Source organism: Clostridium drakei (assembly GCF_000633595.2).
Lineage (GTDB): Bacteria > Bacillota > Clostridia > Clostridiales > Clostridiaceae > Clostridium_AM > Clostridium_AM drakei.
Genome location: NZ_JIBU02000070.1, coordinates 1 through 24773, shown reverse-complemented (window position 1 = coordinate 24773; position 24773 = coordinate 1). Strand labels below are relative to the sequence as shown.

Annotated in this window: 20 protein-coding genes, 1 tRNA gene, 1 riboswitch and 1 other annotated feature; of the genes, 14 read left to right on the top strand and 7 right to left on the bottom strand. The window is 29.2% G+C overall.

Annotation, left to right across the window (positions count from 1 at the left end):
• The first annotated feature begins 77 nt into the window (after positions 1-77).
• From recD2 to EG57_RS0223480, 13 genes are all read left to right on the top strand, one after another.
• Positions 78-2333, top strand: coding sequence for an SF1B family DNA helicase RecD2 (recD2, locus tag EG57_RS0223540; protein WP_032079529.1), 2256 nt, complete (start codon positions 78-80; stop codon positions 2331-2333).
• Entirely contained in the window at positions 2302-3336 is a 1035-nt protein-coding gene (locus tag EG57_RS0223535; RefSeq protein WP_032079528.1) for a hypothetical protein, read from the top strand. The genes recD2 and EG57_RS0223535 overlap by 32 nt, the downstream gene beginning before the upstream one ends.
• Positions 3333-3989 carry a ComF family protein gene (locus EG57_RS0223530; RefSeq protein WP_242859922.1) on the top strand — a complete coding sequence of 219 codons (657 nt, stop codon included), beginning with the start codon at positions 3333-3335 and terminating at the stop codon, positions 3987-3989. Before EG57_RS0223535 ends, EG57_RS0223530 begins: the two co-directional genes overlap by 4 nt.
• A gap of 487 nt (positions 3990-4476) precedes the next feature.
• Positions 4477-5004 (top strand): ribosome hibernation-promoting factor, HPF/YfiA family, encoded by a 528-nt coding sequence (gene hpf / locus EG57_RS0223525; protein ID WP_032079526.1) that lies wholly within the window; start codon positions 4477-4479, stop codon positions 5002-5004.
• A gap of 208 nt (positions 5005-5212) precedes the next feature.
• Positions 5213-7723 carry a preprotein translocase subunit SecA gene (secA, locus tag EG57_RS0223520; protein WP_032079525.1) on the top strand — a complete coding sequence of 837 codons (2511 nt, stop codon included), beginning with the start codon at positions 5213-5215 and terminating at the stop codon, positions 7721-7723.
• 77 nt (positions 7724-7800) lie between these two features.
• Positions 7801-8905, top strand: a protein-coding gene (gene prfB / locus EG57_RS0223515; protein WP_108849427.1) for a peptide chain release factor 2 whose coding sequence is annotated in 2 segments (ribosomal slippage) — positions 7801-7863 and positions 7865-8905 — 1104 coding nt in all. Because the reading frame shifts where the segments join, the coding sequence is not laid out codon by codon here.
• A gap of 223 nt (positions 8906-9128) precedes the next feature.
• Positions 9129-9590, top strand: a complete 462-nt coding sequence (locus tag EG57_RS0223510; RefSeq protein ID WP_032079523.1) for a MarR family winged helix-turn-helix transcriptional regulator — start codon at positions 9129-9131, stop codon at positions 9588-9590.
• A 31-nt stretch (positions 9591-9621) separates the two neighbouring features.
• On the top strand, positions 9622-11064 hold the full coding sequence (locus EG57_RS0223505; RefSeq protein WP_052038065.1) for an MDR family MFS transporter: 1443 nt from the start codon (positions 9622-9624) through the stop codon (positions 11062-11064).
• Between the two features lie 219 nt (positions 11065-11283).
• A complete protein-coding gene (locus EG57_RS0223500) occupies positions 11284-13446 on the top strand; it encodes a Tex family protein (RefSeq protein ID WP_032079522.1) in 2163 nt (720 codons plus the stop codon).
• Between the two features lie 91 nt (positions 13447-13537).
• Positions 13538-13654, top strand: a riboswitch (FMN riboswitch).
• 118 nt (positions 13655-13772) lie between these two features.
• Positions 13773-14396 carry an ECF transporter S component gene (locus tag EG57_RS0223495; protein ID WP_032079521.1) on the top strand — a complete coding sequence of 208 codons (624 nt, stop codon included), beginning with the start codon at positions 13773-13775 and terminating at the stop codon, positions 14394-14396.
• 69 nt (positions 14397-14465) lie between these two features.
• Positions 14466-16136: a hypothetical protein gene (locus EG57_RS0223490; RefSeq protein ID WP_032079520.1), complete on the top strand. Its 1671-nt coding sequence runs from the start codon at positions 14466-14468 to the stop codon at positions 16134-16136.
• 96 nt (positions 16137-16232) lie between these two features.
• Positions 16233-16496, top strand: coding sequence for an EscU/YscU/HrcU family type III secretion system export apparatus switch protein (locus EG57_RS0223485; RefSeq protein WP_029159190.1), 264 nt, complete (start codon positions 16233-16235; stop codon positions 16494-16496).
• A gap of 11 nt (positions 16497-16507) precedes the next feature.
• Positions 16508-17194, top strand: a complete 687-nt coding sequence (locus tag EG57_RS0223480) for a metallophosphoesterase (RefSeq protein ID WP_032079519.1) — start codon at positions 16508-16510, stop codon at positions 17192-17194.
• Between the two features lie 111 nt (positions 17195-17305).
• On the opposite strand, the gene EG57_RS0223475 is transcribed toward EG57_RS0223480, so the two are convergent.
• Positions 17306-18190 carry a DUF2225 domain-containing protein gene (locus EG57_RS0223475; RefSeq protein WP_084572316.1) on the bottom strand — a complete coding sequence of 295 codons (885 nt, stop codon included), beginning with the start codon at positions 18188-18190 and terminating at the stop codon, positions 17306-17308.
• A 152-nt stretch (positions 18191-18342) separates the two neighbouring features.
• Between EG57_RS0223475 and yjbM the strand changes: the two genes are divergently transcribed.
• Positions 18343-19131: a GTP diphosphokinase gene (gene yjbM, locus EG57_RS0223470; protein ID WP_032079518.1), complete on the top strand. Its 789-nt coding sequence runs from the start codon at positions 18343-18345 to the stop codon at positions 19129-19131.
• 21 nt (positions 19132-19152) lie between these two features.
• On the opposite strand, the gene leuS is transcribed toward yjbM, so the two are convergent.
• From leuS to EG57_RS0223440, 6 genes are all read right to left on the bottom strand, one after another.
• The gene (leuS, locus tag EG57_RS0223465; RefSeq protein WP_032079517.1) at positions 19153-21591 is read right to left on the bottom strand and encodes a leucine--tRNA ligase; all 2439 of its coding nucleotides are present in this window, start codon (positions 21589-21591) and stop codon (positions 19153-19155) included.
• Between the two features lie 96 nt (positions 21592-21687).
• Positions 21688-21895, bottom strand: a binding site (T-box leader).
• Positions 21896-21994: 99 nt separating this feature from the next.
• A tRNA-Gln gene (locus EG57_RS0223460) sits at positions 21995-22070 on the bottom strand.
• Positions 22071-22137: 67 nt separating this feature from the next.
• Positions 22138-22647: a hypothetical protein gene (locus tag EG57_RS0223455; RefSeq protein ID WP_032079516.1), complete on the bottom strand. Its 510-nt coding sequence runs from the start codon at positions 22645-22647 to the stop codon at positions 22138-22140.
• A gap of 18 nt (positions 22648-22665) precedes the next feature.
• Positions 22666-23259, bottom strand: a complete 594-nt coding sequence (locus EG57_RS0223450; RefSeq protein WP_032079515.1) for a J domain-containing protein — start codon at positions 23257-23259, stop codon at positions 22666-22668.
• Positions 23243-24121, bottom strand: coding sequence for a DUF5685 family protein (locus EG57_RS0223445; RefSeq protein WP_032079514.1), 879 nt, complete (start codon positions 24119-24121; stop codon positions 23243-23245). The genes EG57_RS0223450 and EG57_RS0223445 overlap by 17 nt, the downstream gene beginning before the upstream one ends.
• A gap of 30 nt (positions 24122-24151) precedes the next feature.
• On the bottom strand, positions 24152-24688 hold the full coding sequence (locus tag EG57_RS0223440) for a class IV adenylate cyclase (protein ID WP_032079513.1): 537 nt from the start codon (positions 24686-24688) through the stop codon (positions 24152-24154).
• Positions 24689-24773 lie beyond the last annotated feature (85 nt).

Below are 24773 nucleotides of genomic sequence, written 5' to 3'. Positions count from 1 at the left end.
TATGAACTCTGTATATTTATAAAGTTCATATGATATAATTAAAAATAAAACACTAGTAAAAATTTAGGAGAGATTTTATGCAGCAAATACAAGGCGTAGTTGAAAATATAGTTTTTCAAAATGAGGAAAATGGATATGCTGTGGCGAAAATTAAAGAGAAAAGTGAAAATATAACTATAGTAGGATGTATACCTTTTATTATGGAAGGTCAAAATTTAAAGCTTATAGGTGAATGGGTTCTTCATCCACAATTTGGACAGCAATTTAAAGTTTCTGGATGCGAAGAAATAGTACCAAATTCTATAGTTGGTATAGAAAGATATTTATCATCGGGAATAATATCTGGTATTGGGCCTGTTACAGCTAAAAAAATAGTAGAAAAGTTTGGTGAAAATACTTTAGATATATTGGATAATCACATAGAAAGACTTAAAGAAATCGAAGGTATAGGTGCAAAAAAAATAGCATTAATAGATGATTCGTATTCTAAGCAAAATGAAGTAAGAAATATAATGGTTTTTTTGCAGACTTATGGAGTTACTCCAAACCAATGTGTTAAGATACATAAAAGATTTGGAACAGAATCTATAAAAATTGTAAAAGAAAATCCATATATTTTGACAGAAGAAATATCAGGGATAGGATTTAAAACATCAGATAAGATTGCAAGAAGTCTTGGTATAGATGTAAATTCTCCTTTTAGAATACAAAGTGGAATAAGGTACATTATAAATCAATTTTGTGGACTTGGAAATACATATATGCCATTAGAAAAGTTACTTAAAGAGGGCATTAGTATATTAGGAGTGGCTAAAGAAAAAATTGAAGAGAATATATATGATAGTTCTATAAATGGAAAACTAAAGTTAGAAAAGTTTGAAGATAAATTATGTGTTTTTACAATTCCATATTATTATTGTGAACTTGGAGTTACAAAAAAGATACTTACTTTAGCTGTAAATGATTATGGTGATATTAAGATAAATGTAAATGAAGAAATAGAGAGTTTTGAAAATGATAATTATATAAAGTTTGCGGATTCACAAAAAGAAGCTATAAGGGGTGCTATAGATAATGGAGTTGAAATAATAACTGGAGGACCAGGCACAGGAAAAACTACTATTATAAATTGTATAACAGAAGTATTTGAAAAACTTAAGCTTAGGGTCTTTATGGCAGCGCCAACAGGGAGAGCTGCTAAAAGGATGACAGAAGCTACAGGACGTGAAGCTAAAACAATTCATAGGCTTTTGGAAATGGGGGTTGGTGATGAAGAAGAACCAGGTATGCTATTTTCTAAAGGTGAAAATTCTACTTTAGAGTGTGATGTCATTATAATAGATGAAGCTTCCATGATAGATATTATGCTTATGAATAACCTTTTGAAGGCAGTCGACATAAGTACAAGAATTATAATTGTAGGAGATGTGGATCAACTTCCATCTGTAGGTCCTGGAAATGTATTACGGGATTTAATTGAAAGTAGATGTATTAAGGTTGTCAGGCTCAAGGAAATTTTTAGACAATCAACAGAAAGCATGATAGTAGTTAATGCACATAAAATTAATAATGGGGAAATGCCTTTAATGAATCAAAAAAACAAGGACTTTTACTTTATAAAATGTGAAGATGTAAATAAAATAACAGATACATTAATATCTCTTGTAGATAAAAGGTTGCCTAACTTTAATAAAAAATGGAATAAAATCAATGATATACAGATACTTTCACCTATGAGAAAAGGGATTTTGGGAGTTTCTAACCTAAATAAAAAACTTCAGGATATTTTAAATCCTAAAGTTCAAAATAAAAAAGAAAAAGAATTTAGAGATATTGTATTTAGGGTCGGAGATAAAATAATGCAAACGAAAAATAATTATTCTTTGAAATGGACTAGGGTTTCAGGAGAAGGTGAATGTGAAGGAGTAGGTATTTTTAATGGAGATGTTGGATTTATACAGGATATAGATGAAGATAAGGATACTGTAGCTATAATATTTGATGATGATAGAAAAGTTATATATGACAACATGTATTTAGATGAAATTGATTTAGCTTATGCTGTAACTATACATAAGAGTCAAGGAAGTGAATTTCCTGTAGTTATTATACCTATGTATATGGGTGCGCCATTATTAATGAATAGAAATTTATTGTATACGGCTATTACTAGAGCGAAACAATTAGTTGTTTTAGTAGGAGAATTAAAAGCTATAAAATTTATGATAGATAATGATAGAAGTTTTGAAAGATATTCGTTATTAAAACATAGAATAATGGATATAATGGAGAGTGAAGTAAATGTTGTTATTTCAGAAGATGAGGTTGAATAATGAAAAAGAAAAGTTAAGTGAAGATATATTAACTTGGAGCATGGGCAGAGATAAATTTCTAAATGTAAGATCATTACCTTATAATTCTTCAGAAATATTTATAAAAGTTATATTATATTATGTGTTTGATCATAGGAAAGTAATGTATATTACAAATGAAAACACAGAAAAAGTTAATGTTATAGAAAAGATAAAGAAATATACAGAGTTTAGAAATTATGCTTATTTAAGAAACAATGAAATAAAATCAAGTGCATTATTGAAAATAAGTAATTTTTATAATGCATCTAAAATAGAGGAAAAGTTTGATTTGATAATTTATGATGATATAAATAGTTTTCCTATGCAGAATATTTATGAAATATTAGGTTTGATAACGAAAATTTCTAAAAGTAATACTAAGGTTATAATGTATGCTGTAGAAAACATAATGAGAAATAAAAAAGAACTTTTACTTCCTGTAAGAGATAATAAAAGTCCTATAATAGAACCAAGAACGATACTTACAAGAATAGATGTAAATAAAGATATACCTTTTATGGTATATGACTATATAAAATGGTCTATAAGTTGTGGTAGAAAAGTTATCATATGTGTACCCAATAAGGATAAAGTTCCAAAGGTACATTTTTATATAAGAAATTATTGCTCAGGGTTTACTAAAAGTATAATGGACTTATACAAAGAAGGTGAATCTAACAGTAATAAAAAGATAATCAATAATTTTGAAAAAGTCAAAAGGTCTATATTGATTACGAATAATTTTTATGAAACTTTTTCAAATATAAAGAATATTGATATAATGGTGTATTTTGCAGATGATGCTGAATTTGATTATAAAAAGCTTATCTATTTTTGTGCTAGCGCAGGAAGGAGCGAAAGAGACTTAAAAGGAGAAGTTATATTTTTAGCTAATGAAGAAACAGAAGACATGGAAAAAGCAAAAAGTATAGCTAGAAGTTTCAACAAAGAAGCATGGGAAATGGGATTATTAAAAATTTGATATTTTTAAAAGATTGTGTTTTAGAAACAATATATTCAAATGATGAAAAGTGTATATGCTGTGGAGAAGAAACTTATGATGGAAAATATATATGCAGTAAATGCGAAGCATTAATTAAATTTTGCAGCTATGGATTTGATATAAAAAGAGAAGGCATTAATTTTAAGTGTTATAGTGTATCATACTATTCAGGAGCTATTATGAATTTAATACTGCAATTAAAGTATAAAAGTAATTTTCAAGCTGGTAAAATATTATCAGAATATATGGTGAGTTTTATAAAAAATAAAAAAATCAAATGTGATTATATAACGTATGTTCCTATGACTAGAGAAAGATTAAAAAATAGAGGATATAATCAAGGAGCTTATTTGTCTAAAATGATATCTAAGTCTTTAGATATTCCTGTTATTAATTGCCTAAGCAAGGTGAAAAACACTAAGGATCAAATTGGATTAGGTAAAGAGGAAAGATGGAGAAATATTAAGGGAAGCTTTCAATTTTTAAAAAAATATTGCATTGAAAGTAAAAATATATTAATAGTTGATGATGTTATAACTACTGGTTCAACCGCAATATCTTGTGCTTTAGAATTAAAAAAGTATGGAGCGGAAGAAATTACTGTATTGACTGCGGCGAAAAGTAGAGTATAATCTTATTATATGGAAGTCAGGTTTGTGGTTGAAAGTCGATGCTAGTCGCAGGCAAAGCGATCCACGTAAGTTAAATAAAATATTTAATGAGCATGGTGCGGTTTAGAAGTAAGTCCTGCCGTTATATAAAATAGCGAGAGAATTAGTAGTGAGAGGTTAATTCCCGGTAGCGAGGATTCCAGCAGGCGAGTGTGGGGTCAAAGACCAGGTCAACTGACTTCATATAAAAGTTCTTAATCATTTAGATTAAGAACTTTTAATTTTTTTTGAATTTTTGAATATACTATTAAATGAAGAAAGAAATCAAGAATAAAGAAAGGATTTTAAGCAATGTTAACATAAGTTTGAATAATATTTCGTTAGTTCCTTTTTATGGTCTTGTAATTTATTATAAACAGTATTAAAATAGAATTAATAAAAAATCAAAACATTCTTAATATTGCAATATGATAAAATTTGCAATATTATCAAGGAAGGGGCTGAAAGTATGAGAATAACAGTAAGTGGAAAGAATATCGAGGTAACTAGTGCATTAAGAAATACAGTGGAGAGGAAGTTATCAAAACTTGAAAAGTATTTCAACCCTGATGTAGAAGTATATGCTACATTAAGTGTACAGAAGAATAGACAAATAGTGGAGGTCACTATACCTTTTAATGGTGTTATATTAAGAGGTGAAGAAGAAAATGATGATATGTATGCATCTATTGATTTAGTTGTAGATAAATTAGAAGGACAGATAAGAAAACAAAAAACAAAACTTCAGAGAAGAACTCATTCTGATTCGCTTAAATTTCAGTTTATACCTGACTTAGAACCAAAGGATAAAGAAGAATCTAAAATAGTTAAAACAAAAAGATTTGCAATAAAACCAATGTCTTCTGAAGAAGCAGTTCTTCAAATGGAGCTTTTAGGACATAACTTCTTTGTATATAAAGATTCAGAAAATGAAGAAGTAAATGTAGTGTATAAGAGAAAAGATGGTAATTATGGTTTAATAGAACCTGAATTTTAAATTTAAATAGAAATGTGGGAGGAGGCTTAATGGCTTCCTCTTTTTAATTAAAACTTATGTTGTTTTATTAATATTAAATGTATATTAAATGTAACAAAATTTTAAACTATGATAAGTAAGTTGTATATAAAGTTGAATAGCTAAGAATTAGGTGTTATAATCTATAAGGTATAACTTTATAAAAATTTGATATGTGAGGATGAAATTAATGAATATTTTTCAGAAGATGTTTGGTACATATAGTGACCGAGAAGTTAAAAGGATAATACCTATTGTTAATAAAATAGATGCTTTAGACTCCGAAATTCAAAAATTAACTGATGATGAATTGAAAGCTAAAACAACTGAATTTAAAGAAAGAGTAGAAAAAGGAGAAAGCTTAGATGTTATATTACCAGAAGCTTTTGCTGTAGTTAGAGAAGCTGGATTTCGTACTATAGGATTGAAGCATTTTAGAGAACAGCTTATAGGTGGAGTAGTTCTTCATCAAGGAAGAATATCAGAAATGAAGACAGGTGAAGGAAAAACTTTAGTAGCTACTTTACCTGCATATTTAAATGCACTTACCGGAAAGGGCGTACATATAGTTACAGTAAATGATTACCTTGCAAAAAGAGATAGAGATACTATGGCCCCAGTGTATGAGTTTTTAGGACTTACAGTAGGTGTAATTCTTCATGATCTAGATCAAGGTCAAAGACAAGCGGCTTATAATTGTGACATAACTTATGGTACTAATAGTGAATATGGATTTGACTATTTAAGAGATAACATGGTTATATACAAAGAAGAAAGAGTTCAAAGAGGTTTGAATTTTGCTATAGTAGATGAAGTTGACTCTATATTAATAGATGAAGCTAGAACACCTCTTATAATTTCTGGTGAAGGTGAAAAATCCACTGATTTTTATAAAGTAGCAGATTATTTTGCTAAATCTTTGGATAAAGATGCAGATATTAATGTTGATGAAAAAGCTAATGCAGTAATGCTTACAGATGAAGGTATTGCAAAAGCAGAAAATTTCTTTAAATTAGAGAACTTTGCTGATCCTGAACATATGGAAATACAGCACCATGTAGTTCAAGCTTTAAAAGCTAACTATATGATGAAGAGAGATAAAGATTATATGGTAAGAGATGGTGAAGTATTAATTGTAGATGAATTCACGGGAAGAATGATGGAAGGTAGAAGATATAGTGATGGTCTTCATCAGGCTATAGAAGCAAAAGAGGGAGTTAAAGTAGAAAGAGAATCTAAAACTCTTGCAACTATAACATATCAGAACTATTTTAGAATGTTTAAAAAGCTTGCTGGTATGACAGGTACAGCTTTAACAGAAGAAAATGAATTTAGAGAAATATATGGATTAGACGTAATAGTAGTGCCTACTCATAAGCCAATAGCTAGACAGGACCTACCTGATGTGGTTTATAAAACAGCTAAAGGAAAGTTTAAGGCAATAGTAGATGACATAGTGGAAACTCATAAAAAAGGTCAGCCAACACTTGTAGGAACAGTAAGTATAGAAAAATCAGAATTACTTTCTGATATGTTAAAGAAAAAAGGAGTACCTCATCAAGTACTTAATGCTAAATTCCATGAAAAAGAAGCAGATATAATATCTTATGCAGGAGAATCTGGAACAGTTACTATAGCCACTAATATGGCAGGTCGTGGTACGGATATAAAACTTGGAGAAGGGGTTGTAGAAGTTGGCGGCTTAAAGATTATAGGTACTGAAAGACATGAATCAAGAAGAATTGACAATCAACTTAGAGGACGTTCTGGTCGTCAAGGTGACCCAGGAATGTCAAGATTTTACGTTTCATTAGAAGATGACCTTATGAGAATATTTGGTTCTGATAAACTTCAAGGATTAGTTGGAAAATTAGGACTTGGTGATGACGAAGCGATAGAAAGTAAAATGGTTTCAGGTGCCATAGAAAATGCACAAAAGAAAGTTGAAGGAAACAACTTTGACATAAGAAAAACAGTAGTTCAATATGATGATGTTGTGAATAAACAAAGAGAAATCATATACAAACAAAGATCTGAAGTTCTTGAAGGAGAAGACTTAAAGGAACAAATTCGAAATATGCTTAAAGATTTAGTTTCTACAGTAGTAGACTCTCATATGTCAGGAATAGATGAAGAATTCGAAAATGATTTAAAAAAGCTTATTCATTATATGGAAGAACTATATGTTACAAAGGATTCTGTTAAATTACAAGATTTAGAGAACTTGTCCAATGAAGAAATTAAGGAAAAGTATATAGATATAGCACAGGATATATATTCACATAAAGAAGAAGAGTTTGGCGAAGAACAAATGCGAGAAATAGAAAGAGTTATTCTTCTAAGAGTGGTAGATACAAAATGGATGGATCATATAGATGATATGGAACATTTAAAGAGAGGAATAGGACTTAGAGCATACAGACAACAAGATCCAGCTCAAGCTTATCAGTTTGAGGGAAGTGAAATGTTTGAAGAAATGATATATAACATTAAGGTAGATACTATTAAGTATTTATTGCATGTTGAAATACAAAAAGCTCCAGAAAGAGAGAGAGTAGTTAAAGAAATTCATACAAATCAAGCAGATGATGATTCAGTAAAGAAACAACCAGTTAGAAAAGAAAAAACAGTTGGAAGAAATGACCCATGTCCATGTGGTAGTGGTAAGAAATATAAAAACTGTTGTGGAAGATTTGAGTAGTGTAGATGCATTCTAGAAAAACTTTTTGCAAGGGCAAAAAGTTTTTCTTATATTTATATAAAAGGAAGTGTGATTAAATGGTAATTCAATTAGAAGAAGTATTAAGCTCTTTGAATAATTTAAATGAAATCATAAAAGAAATTAGGGATTCACTTTGACGTAGGAAACACTAAAAATAAAATAGAAGAATTGCAAAGAAAAATGCAGGAACCTAACTTTTGGAATGATACAGATAAAGCACAAGAAATAACAAGTGAAGAAAGATTCCTTAAATCTAGATTAGACAAATATAAAGAACTTGAAACTAAAATTCAGGATGCTGAATTTTTAACTAAGCTTGCAATGGATGAAAATGATCTTTCTTCATCAAAGGATATAATAAGGGAAGTAGAAGATATTGAGAATGAAACAGAAAGATTTAGGATTGAAATATTACTTTCTGGAGAATATGATAAGAACAATGCTATAATGAATATTCATGTAGGTGTTGGTGGAACTGATGCTCAAGATTGGACAGAAATGCTTCTTAGAATGTATACAAGATGGGCAGAAAAAAAAGGATTTAAAATTGAAACTGTAGATATTTTACCAGCAGAGGATGCAGGAATTAAAAGTGCTACTTTGAGAGTAATTGGAGAATTTGCCTATGGATACTTAAAGGCTGAAAAGGGAATTCACAGATTAGTTAGAATATCACCTTTTAATGCTAATGGAAAAAGGCAGACCTCATTTGCATCTATTGAAGTATTACCAGAGCTAACTAATAATCAAGATATAGATATAAAGCCGGATGATATAAAAGTTGACACTTATAGATCTAGTGGAGCAGGAGGACAGCATGTAAATAAGACAGAATCGGCAATTAGAATAACTCATATTGCAACAGGAATTGTAGTACAATGTCAAAATCAAAGAAGTCAGCATCATAATAGAGAAGAAGCAATGAGAATGTTAAAAGCTAAGCTTGCTGAGCTTAAAGAAAGGGCCCATAAGGAAAAAATAGAGGATTTAACTGGAGAACTTAAAGACATGGGCTGGGGAAGTCAAATAAGATCCTATGTATTTCAACCTTATACTATGGTAAAAGATCATAGAACATCTGTAGAATGTGGAAATATTAATGCAGTAATGGATGGCGATATAGATCAATTTATAAATGAATATTTAAAACAATATAATTAAAGTGTTTGAAGATCATAAGTATATTTGCAATGTATTTATGACATCTATGAAAACTCATAAACTTGTTTCATTTGCATATGCAAGTGAAATAAATTTATGGGTTTTTATTATTTAATTTATTGGCTACGATTGCATTGCTTGACAAATATAAATGGTAAGCATATTATTAGTATAACAATTATTTTTATAACAATTATTATTTCGTCATATAAAGGAGGAGAAAATGATTACATCTCTAGATAAATCCATTGGAATGTCCATAAATTATGTCAATAAAAAAATACAAAGATATTTATCCATAAACCTTGAAAAATATGATATTACTACAGAACAATGGGCAGTATTATTAAAATTAGTTGAGAAAGAGGGAATCAATCAGAAATTATTATCTAAGGAAGTAGAAAAAGATCAGGCAACATTAACAAGGATATTAGATATTTTAGAAAGAAAGAGTTTGATTATAAGAAAAAAGTCACCTGAAGATAGAAGAGCTTTTTTAATTTATACTACTGATAAGGGTAAAGAACTTAAGGAAGAAGTGTATCCTTTTATTGAAAAATTATTTAAAAATATGATATTTGGTATTCCAAAAGATCAATTGGATCTATTTGTAGATGTTCTTAGTAAAATTAATGAAAATACGTGTACGGAGGAACAAAAAATAAAACAATGTAATAAAAAGTAATTGAAAAATATTTTAATAGGAGATCGATATAATGGAAGAAAGAATAGAAGAAAATCAATATCAACAAAAAGTTTTTAAAGTAGTGCCAATTAGTATAGCACTAATAACTGCTGGATTTCTTTGCATGTTAAATGAAACAGTATTAAACATGGCATTAAAAAACCTAATGGTGCAGTTTAGTGTAACTGCAAATACTGTTCAGTGGTTAAGCACAGGGTATATGCTTATTATGGGTATTTCTATACCTATTTCAGCTTTTCTTACTCAGAAATTTACGACAAGGCAATTATTTTTAGCTTCTGTAGTTATATTTATACTTGGAACAATTATATGTGGAGTTTCTACTGCTTTTTCAATTTTGTTAGTAGGCCGATTGGTTCAAGCTGTAGGAACAGGTGTTTTAATACCTAATATAATAAATACCTTAATAATTATTAATCCTATAGAAAAACGTGGAAAGGCACTTGGAATATTTAATCTTGTTATGTTTTGTGCGCCTGCTATTGGTCCAACTCTTTCAGGATTAATTATACAATCTCTTAATTGGAGATGGCTATTTTTGGGTATAGCGCCTTTTTCTGTTGTTGCACTTATACTTGGATATATTTATATAGAGAATGTAACAGAATTATCAAAGCCAACTCTTGATGTTTTATCGGTTGTATTATCAACTATTGGTTTTGGTGGATTTATATATGGAGTTAGTAATATAGGAGGAGCATCTAATACTACAATGCTTGTTCCTATGATTGTTGGATGTATTGCACTAGCAATGTTTGTATTACGTCAATTACATATGAAACAACCTATGTTGGATATGCATACATTTAAGTATCCAATGTTTACATTGGGAACTATACTTATTATAATTATGCACATGGTTAATTTTGCAACTATGCTTCTTTTGCCAATGTTTCTTGAAGGGGCATTGGGATTAGCAGCTTTTACAGCAGGGCTTGTTATGCTTCCGGGAGGACTTATTAATGGAATTGTATCACCTATTTCAGGACATCTTTATGATAAGTTTGGTCCTAAAGTATTGATTCTTCCAGGATATATTATTTCAACTATTGTATTTTTTGTATTTTCTAGAAGTCTGTCACTTAGCATAACTATTCCAACAATAATTATTTTGCATTGTCTTTCATTAATAGCTGTAGGATTGATAAATACGCCAACTCAAACTAATAGTTTAAATCAGTTACCACCAGAATATTATCCCCATGGTACTGCTATAATGAATACATTACAACAAATAGCAGGGGCATTTGGAACCTCATTATTTGTTGCTATTATGTCTGCTTACCAAAAGAATTATTTAATGACTGCAAGTAATCCTAATGATTCTAAACAGCAAGCTTTAGCATTAGTTTTAGGAGTACGCCATACCTTTACGATTGAAGTAGGGGTACTTATTGTTGCTGTAATAATATGTTTATTTATTAAAAATAATAAAAAGGCAGTAACACAGTAGATTTAAGAAATTACTAGAATTTAATATTATTTGAAGTTATTAGCTTATATTAATTTGCCAAATACTATGCTGGTGGTGTAATATATTATTAGTTATTTTTAATGTAAAATGAAAATTGCTACTTAATAGTAGCTTAATATTTGTAATAGACACCCTTATTTATTATTGTTTTAGGGTGTTTAAATTAAGATAATAAGGTTGGAGGCAAGTATAAGTAATATGAAAAATATAGTAGATAGATTGGTAGAAGAACTTAATTTAAATAAGAAAAATGTTGAAAGTGTAATAGAACTTTTAGATGGAGGAAATACTGTACCATTTATAGCTAGATATAGAAAAGAAGTAACTGGTAATATGGATGATGTAACTCTTAGAAATCTATTTGAAAGACTTACATATTTAAGAAATCTAGAGAGTAGAAAAGATGATGTTATAAGGCTTATAGATGAACAGGATAAGCTCACAGATGAATTAAAAGCAGTCATAATGAAATGCGATACGTTAACTGAAATAGAGGATATATATAGACCATATAAGCCTAAAAAAAGAACAAGAGCCATAATAGCATCAGAAAAGGGTCTAAAACCATTAGCAGAAGTCATATGGAATGGTGAGTTTAAAGATAATATAAAAGGGTATGCCAATGAATTTATAGATGAAGAAAAGGAAGTAAGATCAGAGGAAGAAGCACTGCAAGGTGCAATGGATATAATAAGTGAAATTATATCTGATACTGCTGGATATAGAAAATGGATTAGAAACTTAGTTAAAAATGAAGGACTTATAGAAACTGCTGGTGAAAATAAGGAAAATGAAACTACTCCTTACGAAATGTATTATGATTATAAAGAAGCTGTAAAAAGTATTCCAGCTCATAGAATACTTGCTATAAATAGGGGAGAAAAAGAAAAGATCCTTTCAGTTAAAATAACTGTAGACATGGAAAAAATAATTGTCTATTTAAAATCCCAGTGCTTGAAAGGAAATAACAATACAGATATTTATATAGAAGAAAGTATAAAGGATTCATTAAAAAGACTTATATATCCATCTATTGAAAGAGAAATAAGAGCTGAACTCACAGATATAGGAGAAGAGGGAGCTATAAAGATATTTAAGGCTAATTTAAAAGCACTATTAATGCAGCCTCCTATTAAAGGAAAAGCAGTGTTGGGCTATGATCCTGGATTTAGAACAGGATGTAAAATAGCTGTGCTAGATGATACAGGTAAGCTGATGGATACAGCTACAGTATATGCAACAGTACCTAAAAATGATGTGGAAGGATCTATAAAAATACTTAAAGAATTAGTATATAAGTATGATGTTGGTGTTATATCATTAGGAAACGGTACTGCTAGCAGAGAATCTGAAGAAGTTATTGTAAGATTAATAAAAGAAGTTAAGCAAGAAAAGAACAAAGATCTTTATTATGTTATTGTATCAGAAGCAGGGGCTTCAGTATATTCAGCATCTGAACTAGCAGCTAAAGAATATCCAGATATAAATGTATCCATAAGAGGAGCTATATCCATAGGAAGAAGACTTCAAGACCCACTAGCTGAACTTGTAAAAATAGATACTAAATCTATAGGGGTAGGTCAGTATCAGCATGATGTTGCACCTAAAAAATTAGATGAATCTTTGAAAGGCATTGTAGAGGATTGCGTAAATAGTGTAGGTGTAGATTTAAATATAGCTACTCCATCACTTTTAAGTTATATCTCAGGAGTAAATGCAACGATATCACAGAATATTGTAAGTTATAGAGAAGAAAATGGTAAGTTTAAAAGTAGAAAGGAGCTCTTGAAAGTTAAAAGATTGGGAGCTAAAGCTTTTGAGCAATGTGCAGGATTTTTAAGGGTTATGGAAAGCAAGGAGCCTTTGGATAATACATCAGTTCATCCTGAATCATATGAAGCTGCTAAGGCTTTATTAACTACATTAGGATATACAATAGAAGATTTGAAAAATGTAAAATTAGCAGATATAGATCAAAGAGTAGAGAATATAGGCATTGAAAGTTTAGCAAAAAAATTGGGAATAGGTGTTCCTACGCTTAAAGATATAATAAAAGAAATGAAAAAACCAGGAAGAGACCCAAGGGAAGAAATGCCAAAGCCTGTATTAAAAACTGGGATTATAGATATGGCTCAATTGAAACCAGGTATGCAGCTTACAGGGACTGTAAGAAATGTAGCAGATTTTGGAGCATTTGTTGATATAGGTGTTCATCAAGATGGACTTGTACACATAAGCCAGTTATCAGATAAATTTGTAAAACATCCATTGGATGTAGTGCAAGTTGGAGATATAGTTGAAGTAACTGTGCTCGAAGTAGATGAAAAAAGGAAAAGAATAGCATTAACTATGAAAAAATGATTATTAGGAAATAATATGTTTAAATTGTTTTGTTATATTACTTGAATTTTAAAAAAACTTGTACTATAATATAAACATAAAAGTTAATAAAATTAGTCTTCAGGGCGGGGTGAAATTCCCCACCGGCGGTATAGCCCGCGAGCCTTAATAGGTATGATTCGGTGTAATTCCGAAGCCGACAGTAAAGTCTGGATGGAAGAAGATAAAGTATAATGTTTATTCGCCCTGGTATTATATACCAGGTTTTTTGTTTATACTTATACATCAAATCCCAAAGAAGATGAATTTATTTTAAGTTCTTAAATTTAATTGGAGGATGGTAAAAAATGAAAAACGAAAAATTAAACAGATTAGTGAAGGTGTCTTTACTTGGGGTAATCGGATTTATACTTATGTTTATAGAAATAGCTACACCATTATTTCCAAGCTTCTTGAAAATTGATATAAGTGATTTGCCAGCTTTAGTAGGAGCTTTTGCATTAGGACCTGTAGCAGGTATATCTATAGAATTTTTAAAGAATTTACTTCATGGATTATTTGTTGGAGGAACAGCTTTCATAGGAGAATTAGCAAACTTTGCGGTAGGATCAATCTTAGTAGTAGTAGCAGGATATATTTATAATAAAAATAAAAGTAGAAGAACAGCTATATTTGGCTTAGCTATAGGAACAGTTGCAATGTCATTAGTAGCTAGTGTTTTAAATTACTTTATATTATTGCCCTTATATGAAACAGTGCTTCATTTCCCTATAAGTGCTATAGTAGCAATGGGTAATAAGATAAATCCAAATATAAAAGACCTAAATAGTTTTGTAGTTTTAGCTATTATGCCATTTAACTTAATTAAAGGAATAATATTATCTTGTTTAACATTTGTAATGTATAAAAGTGTATCTCCAATTCTTCATCAAGAAAAAAACAACAGGAGAGAATTTGCAAAGAATAATTAATATAAAAAAATCCAGGTAACTCTGGATTTTTTTTTATTTACATACGATAATAAAAAGGAGGTGAATACTATGGCAGGTATATGGAATATAAATAGTACTTATAATGTTAATACCAAGAGAATGTTTAGTAAATTATCCTTTGAAGTTGGACAGAATTTTGCAGCTAGAATTATGAATTTGGATAAATTAACAGGAGAAGTTTTATTAAAGCTTTTAGATGGATGGCAATTTTCAGCAAAAATTCAAAAGGGTGTAGATATATTACCACAAAGTTTGATGAGATTTCAAGTAGAAGGCTTTGAAGATGGAAAACTTCAATTAAAGATATTAAATCCAGATAATAAAAAAAATAATACAGAAGAGGATTCTATAGATTTTTTATTAAAAAGTAAAAGTATTAATGTAGATAAAGAAGACTATCCTCTTTTAAATAAGATGATAAAGCATGAGATGCCTTTAACAAAAGAAAATATATCAAATATGAAAACTATAGTAGATTTTATGGATAAAATAAAACAGAATCCAGAAGAGGAAAACGCATTTATAGGTAAGTACATGCAAAGTAAAAATGTACTTCCAGATAGTCTTAAAGGTCAAGAGATTAAAAGTACATTAAAAAGTTTTTTTAATGAGTTGAAGAACCTTTCAGAAGATCAAATACTTATTTTTGCAGAAAATAATATTGATTTGACAGAGAATAATATTAAAAGTTTTAATGATATGTTCAAGAAACCAGGAAATTTATATAAGGAAATTAAAAATATAGAACAACAGGTTTTAAAGGATAACATACAAAAGCAACCTGATGGAAATGTGAAAAGTGAAAAAATTTATATTAATGCTGAACAAGGAAAACAAATAGTAGAGAATAGTTCTGAAAATGTAACATATAAACAAAGCAATAATTATATAAATACAACTGAAAATCAAGGCAAAAACACAAATAGTGATAAAAGTATAAATGATAATAAAAGTGTGACTAATAGTAATGTAAAAAATGAAGAAGGAAGCCTAGAGAATAATAATGCTGCAGTTAAAATAGAAAATAAGGTTAAAGAGCAAAGTACAGGTGAAATTAAAAACACTATAACAAATAAAGAAATAGAAACAGGCGAAACTATTGAAAAGGAAATTAAGAATTATGTAAGTAAAAATAATATAAATGATAAAGAAAAAATTGTAGATAGTATTACAAAGGCTATAAAAGAGCAGATAAATGAAAAAACTCAAGAAATGAAAAATATAATAGAAAGAGTGTTAGAAAAAAGCAGTGATACCAAATTAGAAGCGTTTAGCAATATTGCGCAAGTTTTAGATAAGAATATGAATGACTTCAAAATTTTTAATACTATGTCAAACTCATATTATTATATGGACTTACCTTTAAATGTAGACAATTCAGAATATCAGTGTAAACTTATGATAAAAGATGAAAGAAAAAAAGGTAAGAAAATAGATTCTACTAATGTAAAAATAGCAGCGTCTGTTAATACAAATAATATTGGTGTGGTGGATGCCTATATAAAGGTAAATAATTATAATATGGATATAAATATAAAGTGCGATGGCCCGTGGATTAAGCTATTGGATAATGGAAAAGACCGTATTTTTAATGGACTAATGGATATAGGGTATAATTTAAATATATATGTAAATGAAAGGAAACAAGAAGTTAATATTGTAAATTGTAGAGAATTTTTTCAAGATGATAACTTAGGATTAATAGATAGAAAGGTTTAAGATTAAAATATTAAGTTAATTTACAATGTAGGTTTAACGCTTTATAATATATATTATAATATTTGAAATCCCCTTATTAATTGAGAGGTGATTATTATGGATAAAAGGAAAAAAGCTGCAGCCTTAAGATATGAACAGGGGTATGAAGCGCCTGTTGTAACTGCAGCAGGGATGGGATATGTTGCAGATAAAATAATAGAAAATGCAGAAAAGGCTAATGTACCAATAGTATATGATAAAGAACTCACAGATCTTTTGAGCAGTTTAGATGTAGGAGATTCCATTCCTTTTGAATTGTATGATGCAGTGGCGAAGGTAATAGCTTATGTAATGGATGTAGATAAAAATATGGGAAAATAGAAGGTGGTTGGGTGGCATTATTTGCAATATCTGATTTACATTTAGATTTGAATGGTGATAAGCCAATGGATATATTTGGTGAAAATTGGTTTCAACATGATAAAAAAATTAAAAGTAATTGGATTGAAAAGATAAAGGAAGAAGATATAGTACTTATAGCAGGCGATATATCTTGGTCTATGAAAATAGAAAATGGAATACAAGATTTAGAATGGATTCATAAACTGCCAGGTACAAAGGTTATGGTAAAAGGCAATCACGATTATTGGTGGGTAAGTATTACGAAATTAAATGAAATGTATGAAGATATGAAATTTATACAAAATAATTTTTTTGCATATGGAGATTATGCTATATGTGGTACTAGAGGATGGACATTTCCAGGAGGAGATAACTTTTCAGCTCATGATGAAAAAATATATAAAAGAGAGCTTGGACGATTGAGACTATCTTTGGACAGCGCTGTAAAAGCTGGATTTAACAATTTTATTGTTATGCTTCACTATCCTCCCGTATATGATAAAAATATGGATTCTGGATTTGTTAGTATATTTAAAGAATATGGTGTAAAGCTTGTTATATATGGACATTTGCATGGAGCATCTCTATCAAAAGCTGTAAGAGGAGAAGTGGATGGAATTCAATATATTGTTACATCAGCAGATTATTTAAATTTTAATCCTATAAGGGTTTTATAAGAGGAAGAGTTATAGATTTTTATAAATTTATATATGATTTTATTAACTGAAATATTAGCTCTAATAGTTTTTTGATGTATATGTTAGAGCTAATATTTTTTAGTAAATGTATTAACTGAAAAATTTTGAAAAAAATCCTTTTTTTGGATTTTCTTCTTTTATAGAAGTTTCATCAGCATTTGACTTATCAGCACTTTTTTCTAAGTCTTCAGCTTCTTTTATCAAGTCTCTTTGATCTCTACTCTTATCTTTAAGCTTCGAAGGAGCACCTGGAGCAGTTATTATTTGACTGAACCATTTTAAGCTTTCATCATTATTCCCTAATCTCCTATTTAACTCTCCTATGATATACATGGAAGTGAACTTATCCATATTATACAAAGGGAAACCTTCATTAAAATAAGCAGTATTAAAGCCTTCTAAAGCTTGCTTTAAGAATGTAGTCTCATTTTCAGAGTCTTTTAATAATCTATACATCCAAGCTATTTTTAAGCAATTCATTGCTTTTTTGCTAGCTTTTGCATCTATTACGTAATAATTTAATAAAGAAAGTTTAAATCTCTCTATGGCTATATTTACATTATATACGTCTGGGTAAGTTTTAGGATGCCATTTGGGTTTGATTTTTTCCTTTACTAGTTCAGTTTCAGAATTTCTTATTTTATTAAAGTCTCTTTTCATTGCAGCATATCCACATTTGTTACAAATCCATACATCATAAAAATAAGGATTTATAACATCAAATATAATGAATGAATCAGAATCCTTTCTTAAAATCCTAGCAGCTGAAGTTTTAACTGCTTTAGTTTTAAAAACATTATCACAAACAGGACATGTAACCTCACGATTATATAATAAATTTCTTTGCTTTTCCTCATCGGTTAAGTGAAGTATTTCTTCTTTCTTTATTTGTTCTTTTTTAGTATGGTACAAATCTATTTCATCTATATCATCAAACCCTAAATCTTCCAAACCGGAAAATATATTTTTTGACATTGGAACATCTCCTTCATCATCTAAAAGATTTCATATAAATTATTATATCAAAAAAACTAATTAAATTATATTATTTTAGTTATAAATAACAAAAGTAGTAGTATAATATAAGAAATGATTACATCAAATCTACTGTATAGGGGTGAGTGCATATGGCTATAGGGGAATGGAAGGCATTTTTAATACCTTATGAGCAAGCAGTTGAAGAATTAAAAGTTAAATTTAGAAGTATGAGAAAGGAATACAGAAGGAAGAATGAGTATTCGCCTATAGAATTTGTTACGGGAAGAGTAAAAGAAATATCTAGTATATTGGAAAAAGCTAATAAGTTTAATATACCTTTAGATAGAATAGATAATGAAATAGAGGACATAGCAGGTATAAGGGTTATGTGTCAATTTGTTGATGATATTGAGAAGGTTGTTGAAATAATAAGAGGAAGAAAGGATATGCAAATACTATATGAAAAGGACTATATAACCAATGTGAAAGAAAGTGGTTATAGAAGTTATCATGTTGTTATAAAATATCCTGTAAATATGGCAGATGGTGAAAAAGATATTTTAGCAGAATTTCAAATAAGAACTTTAGCAATGAATTTTTGGGCAACTATAGAACATTCTCTTAATTATAAATATAAGCATGAAATACCAGATAATATAAAATTAAAATTAAAGAGTGCTGGGGATGCTGCCTTTCAATTAGATGAGCAAATGCTTGAAATAAAAGATGAAATAAAAGATGCTCAAAAGTTGTTCGAAGTAAAGTCAAGCCTTGTTTCAGATATAATGAATAATATATTGACGCTATCGTCTATGAGTAAGTTTTCAGAGGCTAAAAGATATCAAACTCAATTGAATAAGCTTATAGAAGAAGGAGAAGTATTTGAACTTGCTAATTTATTAAGAAATACAGAAAAAGTTCTTGAAATGTACAAATAGAGGGCTGTAAGCCCTCTATTACTATTTTACAACTATGTTTACAAGTCTACCTTTAACAACTATAACCTTTTTTAATTCTTTATCCTTGATCAAGGATTTGACTTCATCATTGCTAAGAATAATTTCTTTTATTTCGTCATCAGATAGTCCTGTAGCTATGTTTATTTTAGCTCTTACTTTTCCATTAACTTGAATTGCAATTTCTATTTCATCCTTTATTAATGCATTAGAATTAAATTCAGGCCATTTTTCATTAAATATAGAGAAATTCATGCCTATAAGATTCCATTGCTCTTCTGCAAAATGAGGAGCAAAAGGTGCAATAAGTTTTATAAAATCAACTATAACATCTTTTAAGAAAACAGCATTTTTTACATCCTCAGATAAATATTTAGAAAGAGCATTTGTATATTCCATAAGTCTTGCTATAGAAGTATTAAATTGGAATTTGCTAGCATCTTCTGATATAGACTTTATAGAAAAATGTCTTATGTAGTTTAATGCTTTTTCAGCTTTATCTAATGAAGTTTTGTTATTTTCAGAGTCATTAATTATTTCTCTACAAGAAGTTAAGATTCTTTCAATTCTATCTACAAATCTTGCTATGGATTTTATACCATCATCACTCCATGCTCCACCTTCTGAATAATCAAATCCAAACATAAGATACATTCTAAATACATCTGAACCAAATTCTTTAATGTAATCATCTGGTGATATAGTGTTTCCCTTTGATTTACTCATTTTCAAGCCATCTGGGCCAAGGATTAATCCTTGATGCCTCAATGATAGAAAAGGTTCATCAAAGTTTAAATATCCCATATCTCTTAATGCTTTAGTTATAAATCTAGCATATAAAAGGTGCATGCATGCATGTTCTGGTCCACCTACATACATATCTACAGGAAGAAGTCTATTTATTTTTTCAGTATCAAAAGCTTTTTCTGAATTTTTATTATCAGGATATCTTAAGTAATACCATGAAGAGCATACAAAAGTATCTAAAGTATCAGCTTCTCTTTTAGCAGGTCCGCCGCACTTAGGACATGTTGTATTTATAAATTCAGGTGATTTTGATAAAGGAGATTTTCCGTCAGGTGAAAATTCCACATCATAAGGAAGTTCCACTGGAAGATTCTCTTCAGCTATGGCTACTGTTCCGCATTTTTCACAGTATACTATAGGAATAGGAGCACCCCAATATCTTTGTCTTGAAACCAACCAGTCTCTTAGTCTATAGTTAACCTTCCAACCACCAAGATTCATGCTTTTAAGTTTATTTACTATAGCTTCTTTACCTTCTTCTCCAGAAAGACCATTGAATTCTGAACTATTCATCATTTTACCATAACCAGTGTAAGGAAGTGAGTCACCTCCTTCAATAACTCTTTCTATTGGAAGATTGTATTTTGTAGCAAAGGCAAAATCTCTTTCATCATGAGCAGGAACTGCCATAACTGCCCCTGTACCATAAGTATTTAAAACATAATCAGCAACCCAAATAGGAACCTTTCTTCCATTTATAGGGTTAATGGTATATGATCCTGTAAATACTCCAGTTTTTTCTCTTGTGATAGACTGTCTTTCTATATCTGATTGTTTTTTAGCATCTTCTTTATATTTAGCTACGGCCTCTTTATATTCATCAGTTGTAAGTCTATCAACTAAATCATTTTCAGGAGCTAAAACTGCATAAGTTACACCAAATAGAGTATCTACCCTAGTTGTAAACACTTTAAATTCAATAGAAGATTTATCTACTTTAAAAATAGCTTCAGCACCTTTTGACTTACCAATCCAATGTCTTTGCATAGCTTTAGTTTTTTCAGGCCAATCTAATTTATTTAAGTCCTGTAATAATTCTTCAGCATAATCTGTAATCTTAAGGAACCATTGAGTTAAATTTTTCTTTATAACTTCAGTACCACATCTTTCGCAAGCACCCTCTACTACCTGTTCATTAGCTAAAACTGTATTACAACTAGGACACCAATTTACAGGTGCAGCACTTCTATAAGCTAAGCCTTTTTCATAAAGCTTTAAAAATACCCATTGAGTCCATTTGTAGTAATCTGGCATGCATGTGATTACTTCATTTTCCCAATTAAACATGGCTCCCATAGCTCTTAACTGTTTTTCCATAGTTTCAATATTCTTCAAAGTAGAATCTTTTGGATGTATTCCTGTTTTTATTGCATAGTTTTCAGCAGGAAGTCCAAAGGCATCAAAACCCATAGGTTGGAATACATTAAAGCCCTGCATTCTCTTCATTCTAGCCCAAGAATCTACAGGTCCATAGTTAAACCAATGTCCTGCATGAAGTTTACTTCCTGATGGGTAAGAGAACATTTCAAGAGTATAAAGTTTTTCTCCTGGATTATTTTCATCGAATTTATAAATTCCAGAATCTTCCCATTTGTTTTGCCATTTTTCATCAATGTTAGTACCATAGTTACCCATGTTATCGCTCCTTTTCATACTTTTATCTGTTAAGTTTACTAATTTATAGTATTATTGTTGACAATATTTAAATAAAATAAAAGACCTTCGTCTATTTTAAGAGACGAAAGGCCAAAATTCCGCGGTACCACTCTAATTAAACCTAATAAAGGTTTCACTCAAAAATATAACGGTTTTAACCGTATCTATTTTTCAATAGATAAGCTCTAAGGTGAGTTCATATTTTATCAACGCTGCTTTGCACCAATTTTAACAGCTCTCTTTTGAAGATATAAACATTACTAGTCCTTTTCAAAGCCTTATAATTAACTTATTCTAAATTTTATAATAATAGAAACATTTTGTCAAGGATTATCGTTAAAACATAAATAAATAAGAATCCTCAAAATTAAGGATTCTTTAATGGCTGCCCATGCTGGATTCGAACCAACACAATGCCTGCTCCAGAGGCAGGTGCCTTACCATTTGGCTAATGGGCAATATTTTTATCAACATTAAATATTATATCAGATATGATAAATATGTCAATAATATTGAAAAAGTTTTTTAAAGATTAAACTTTTTGTTTACTACATCTATAAATAGTGTTAACACATAATCATATATTAAAAATGCAAATTGAGCACCTATGATTATAAAATATATAGATATATTTAATTTTAATATATTAGGAAAGAAAATCTTATAAATAATAAACATAAAAAACATAACAGCATTAAAGAAAACTAATTTTAATAAAAATTCCAGGTACATTTTTCTTATTTTTTCAACGTAATACTTTATAGTGCCATATGATCCGAAGAATATTATATAAAGTATAACTGGAATTTTAAAACCACATATAAGTATAGAAAGAGCTGAAGTGGCAGCGTATATAATTAGTGCATTTTTAATATTTGTTGTAATTACGGACAGTGGAATAATACAAGAAGCTATTGCTAGTAAATAAAGTTTATTTACAGGTAATAATGTACTCAAATATATACAAATAACCCCAAAGGCTGTAAAAAGGCCTCCTTTAGATATATAAGAAGCCTTAGTATTTTTACTATCCATATGAATACACTCCTAACTTTAGCAGCAACTTATAAGATCTCCACCACTACATTCACAGCAGCAGTCAAGGCAATATAAAGTAGCGCATATATCACATAAACCTGTATCTTTTCTTCTATTATTATAATAAGGTTCTCTGTAAGAATTATTCATGCTATTTAATCTATTAAAAGCTTCTCTATATTTCATATTCCCAGGATTTAAATTACAAGCCATACTTAAATTATTGTAAGCATCATTATACCAGCCTCTTTGAAGATTAAGTAAACCCATTAAATAATTCCATTCAGCATCTCTTGTAGTAATACCGTTCAATTTTCGTTCTGCTGAAGAAAAGTTACTATTTCTAATATCCATTTCAATTGATTGATATGAAGAATTATTATTATAACCTCCTTGGTTATTGTTAGAATAAGAAGCATCAGGAGTATTTTTCATTAAATAATCATAAGCTTCATTTAATTCTCTCATTTTATCTTCAGCTAAATCTTTTAAAGGATTATTGCCATATTGATCAGGATGATATTTTTTTGCTAGTTCTCTATAAGATTTTTTTATTTCATCTTTTGTGGCATTTTCTTTTACTCCTAACACTTCATAGGGATTTCTCATTTTTATCAGCACTCCTTTTAAACACTTTATCCATTTTTTCTAAAAGTCCATATTGCAAAATATTATATAATAAGTCTTCATTTTTTTTCAGCTGTAGCTTATTTAGAAAAGAAACACATTGAGAAGCACAGGTGCCTAAAATGAAGTCTATTCTTTGTTCCACTTGTTTAGAGAACTCATTAAATGGAAGATTATCATTGTTAAAACAAGCATTTACAGCATTAAACTTATTTTTATTCATGTCGTCTTCCAAATCGTCAAAGGCATCTATAATATAAATCCATTTCCCAAGGTTATAGCCTAGCCAATATAATGTATCTTTGTTATCATCATTCTTATAAGAACTTAAAATAAATCCTGTAAGTTCTGCAAAATGGTGTGCCAAAGAATCTATTGATGCATTTTTGGCATTAGATTCATAGTTATATAGCTCAGTTAATATATTCTCTATATATTTAATATGATCCTCTAAAATTATAGGAGTTTTTTTTAAATACCTTTTGAAAAGCATTGAAAAAATTTTTCCTTTAACAGAGTTATCATCATTCACATTATCTAAAAATTTATAATAACTCAAAATTGTATTACAAAAAGCAGCATAATGTAAACAAGGGTTATTTTTAATAATAGCTTTACCCTTAAAGGCATGGACGCTGCATTTTTCTTTTACATAAACAGGGGTCGTATCATTTAATGAATCTAAAAGTATAGCCAAGAAAGTCATATCATAATTAAGTGCCATTCTTGGGATATTGCCTATATTATTTTTTATGGATTTGCATAAACCACAATAATAAGCTTTAAACTTTTCATAGTCTTTAATTTTAAGCTCCATTTTACATGGAGTAACATAACCAAACATATTAAAAATTCTCCAATTCTAAAATTGACATTAAAGTCCTCTCTCTTCTAATATTTTAAATATAGTTTTTGAGGTAGTATCTCTCATAGTATAACCAAGTAATATAACTACTTCTTCTAATTCTTTATCATCAGATGTTTCTATTTCTATATAAGGAAAAGGACAGAAACTTTTGTCGTTTATATCAATTTCTACTAGAGTATTTTTATATGTATAACTTTCTCTATATTTCTTTATTGATTGAATAAGTTCTAACCCTAGTGACTCAAATATTTTTTCACCAGAATCAGCATCTAGTATTTCAGTTTCATTTTCTTCCATTATTTTATATGTTCCTTGACTTAATAACTTTTTTGTAGTCATGTAATAATGATTTGAGTTATCAAGTAAATTGTGAACTATTCTTATTCTTGCATATCCTTTGCTATTTATCAATCTTTTGTCGTGAAAATCATATATGTTATTTATTTGATTTTCCTCTTTTACTTTAACAGCATTCATATTTTGAAGTTTTCTTCTTATATTTTCAACATCTATATCAATTATTCTTGTTTCAAATTCGTTCATATAAAAACTCCTTGTAAAATAATACTTTTAGTCGCTTGCGGAATTCCGCAAGCGTTGATTCGCCTAACTTTTTAGCCGTTAGGCT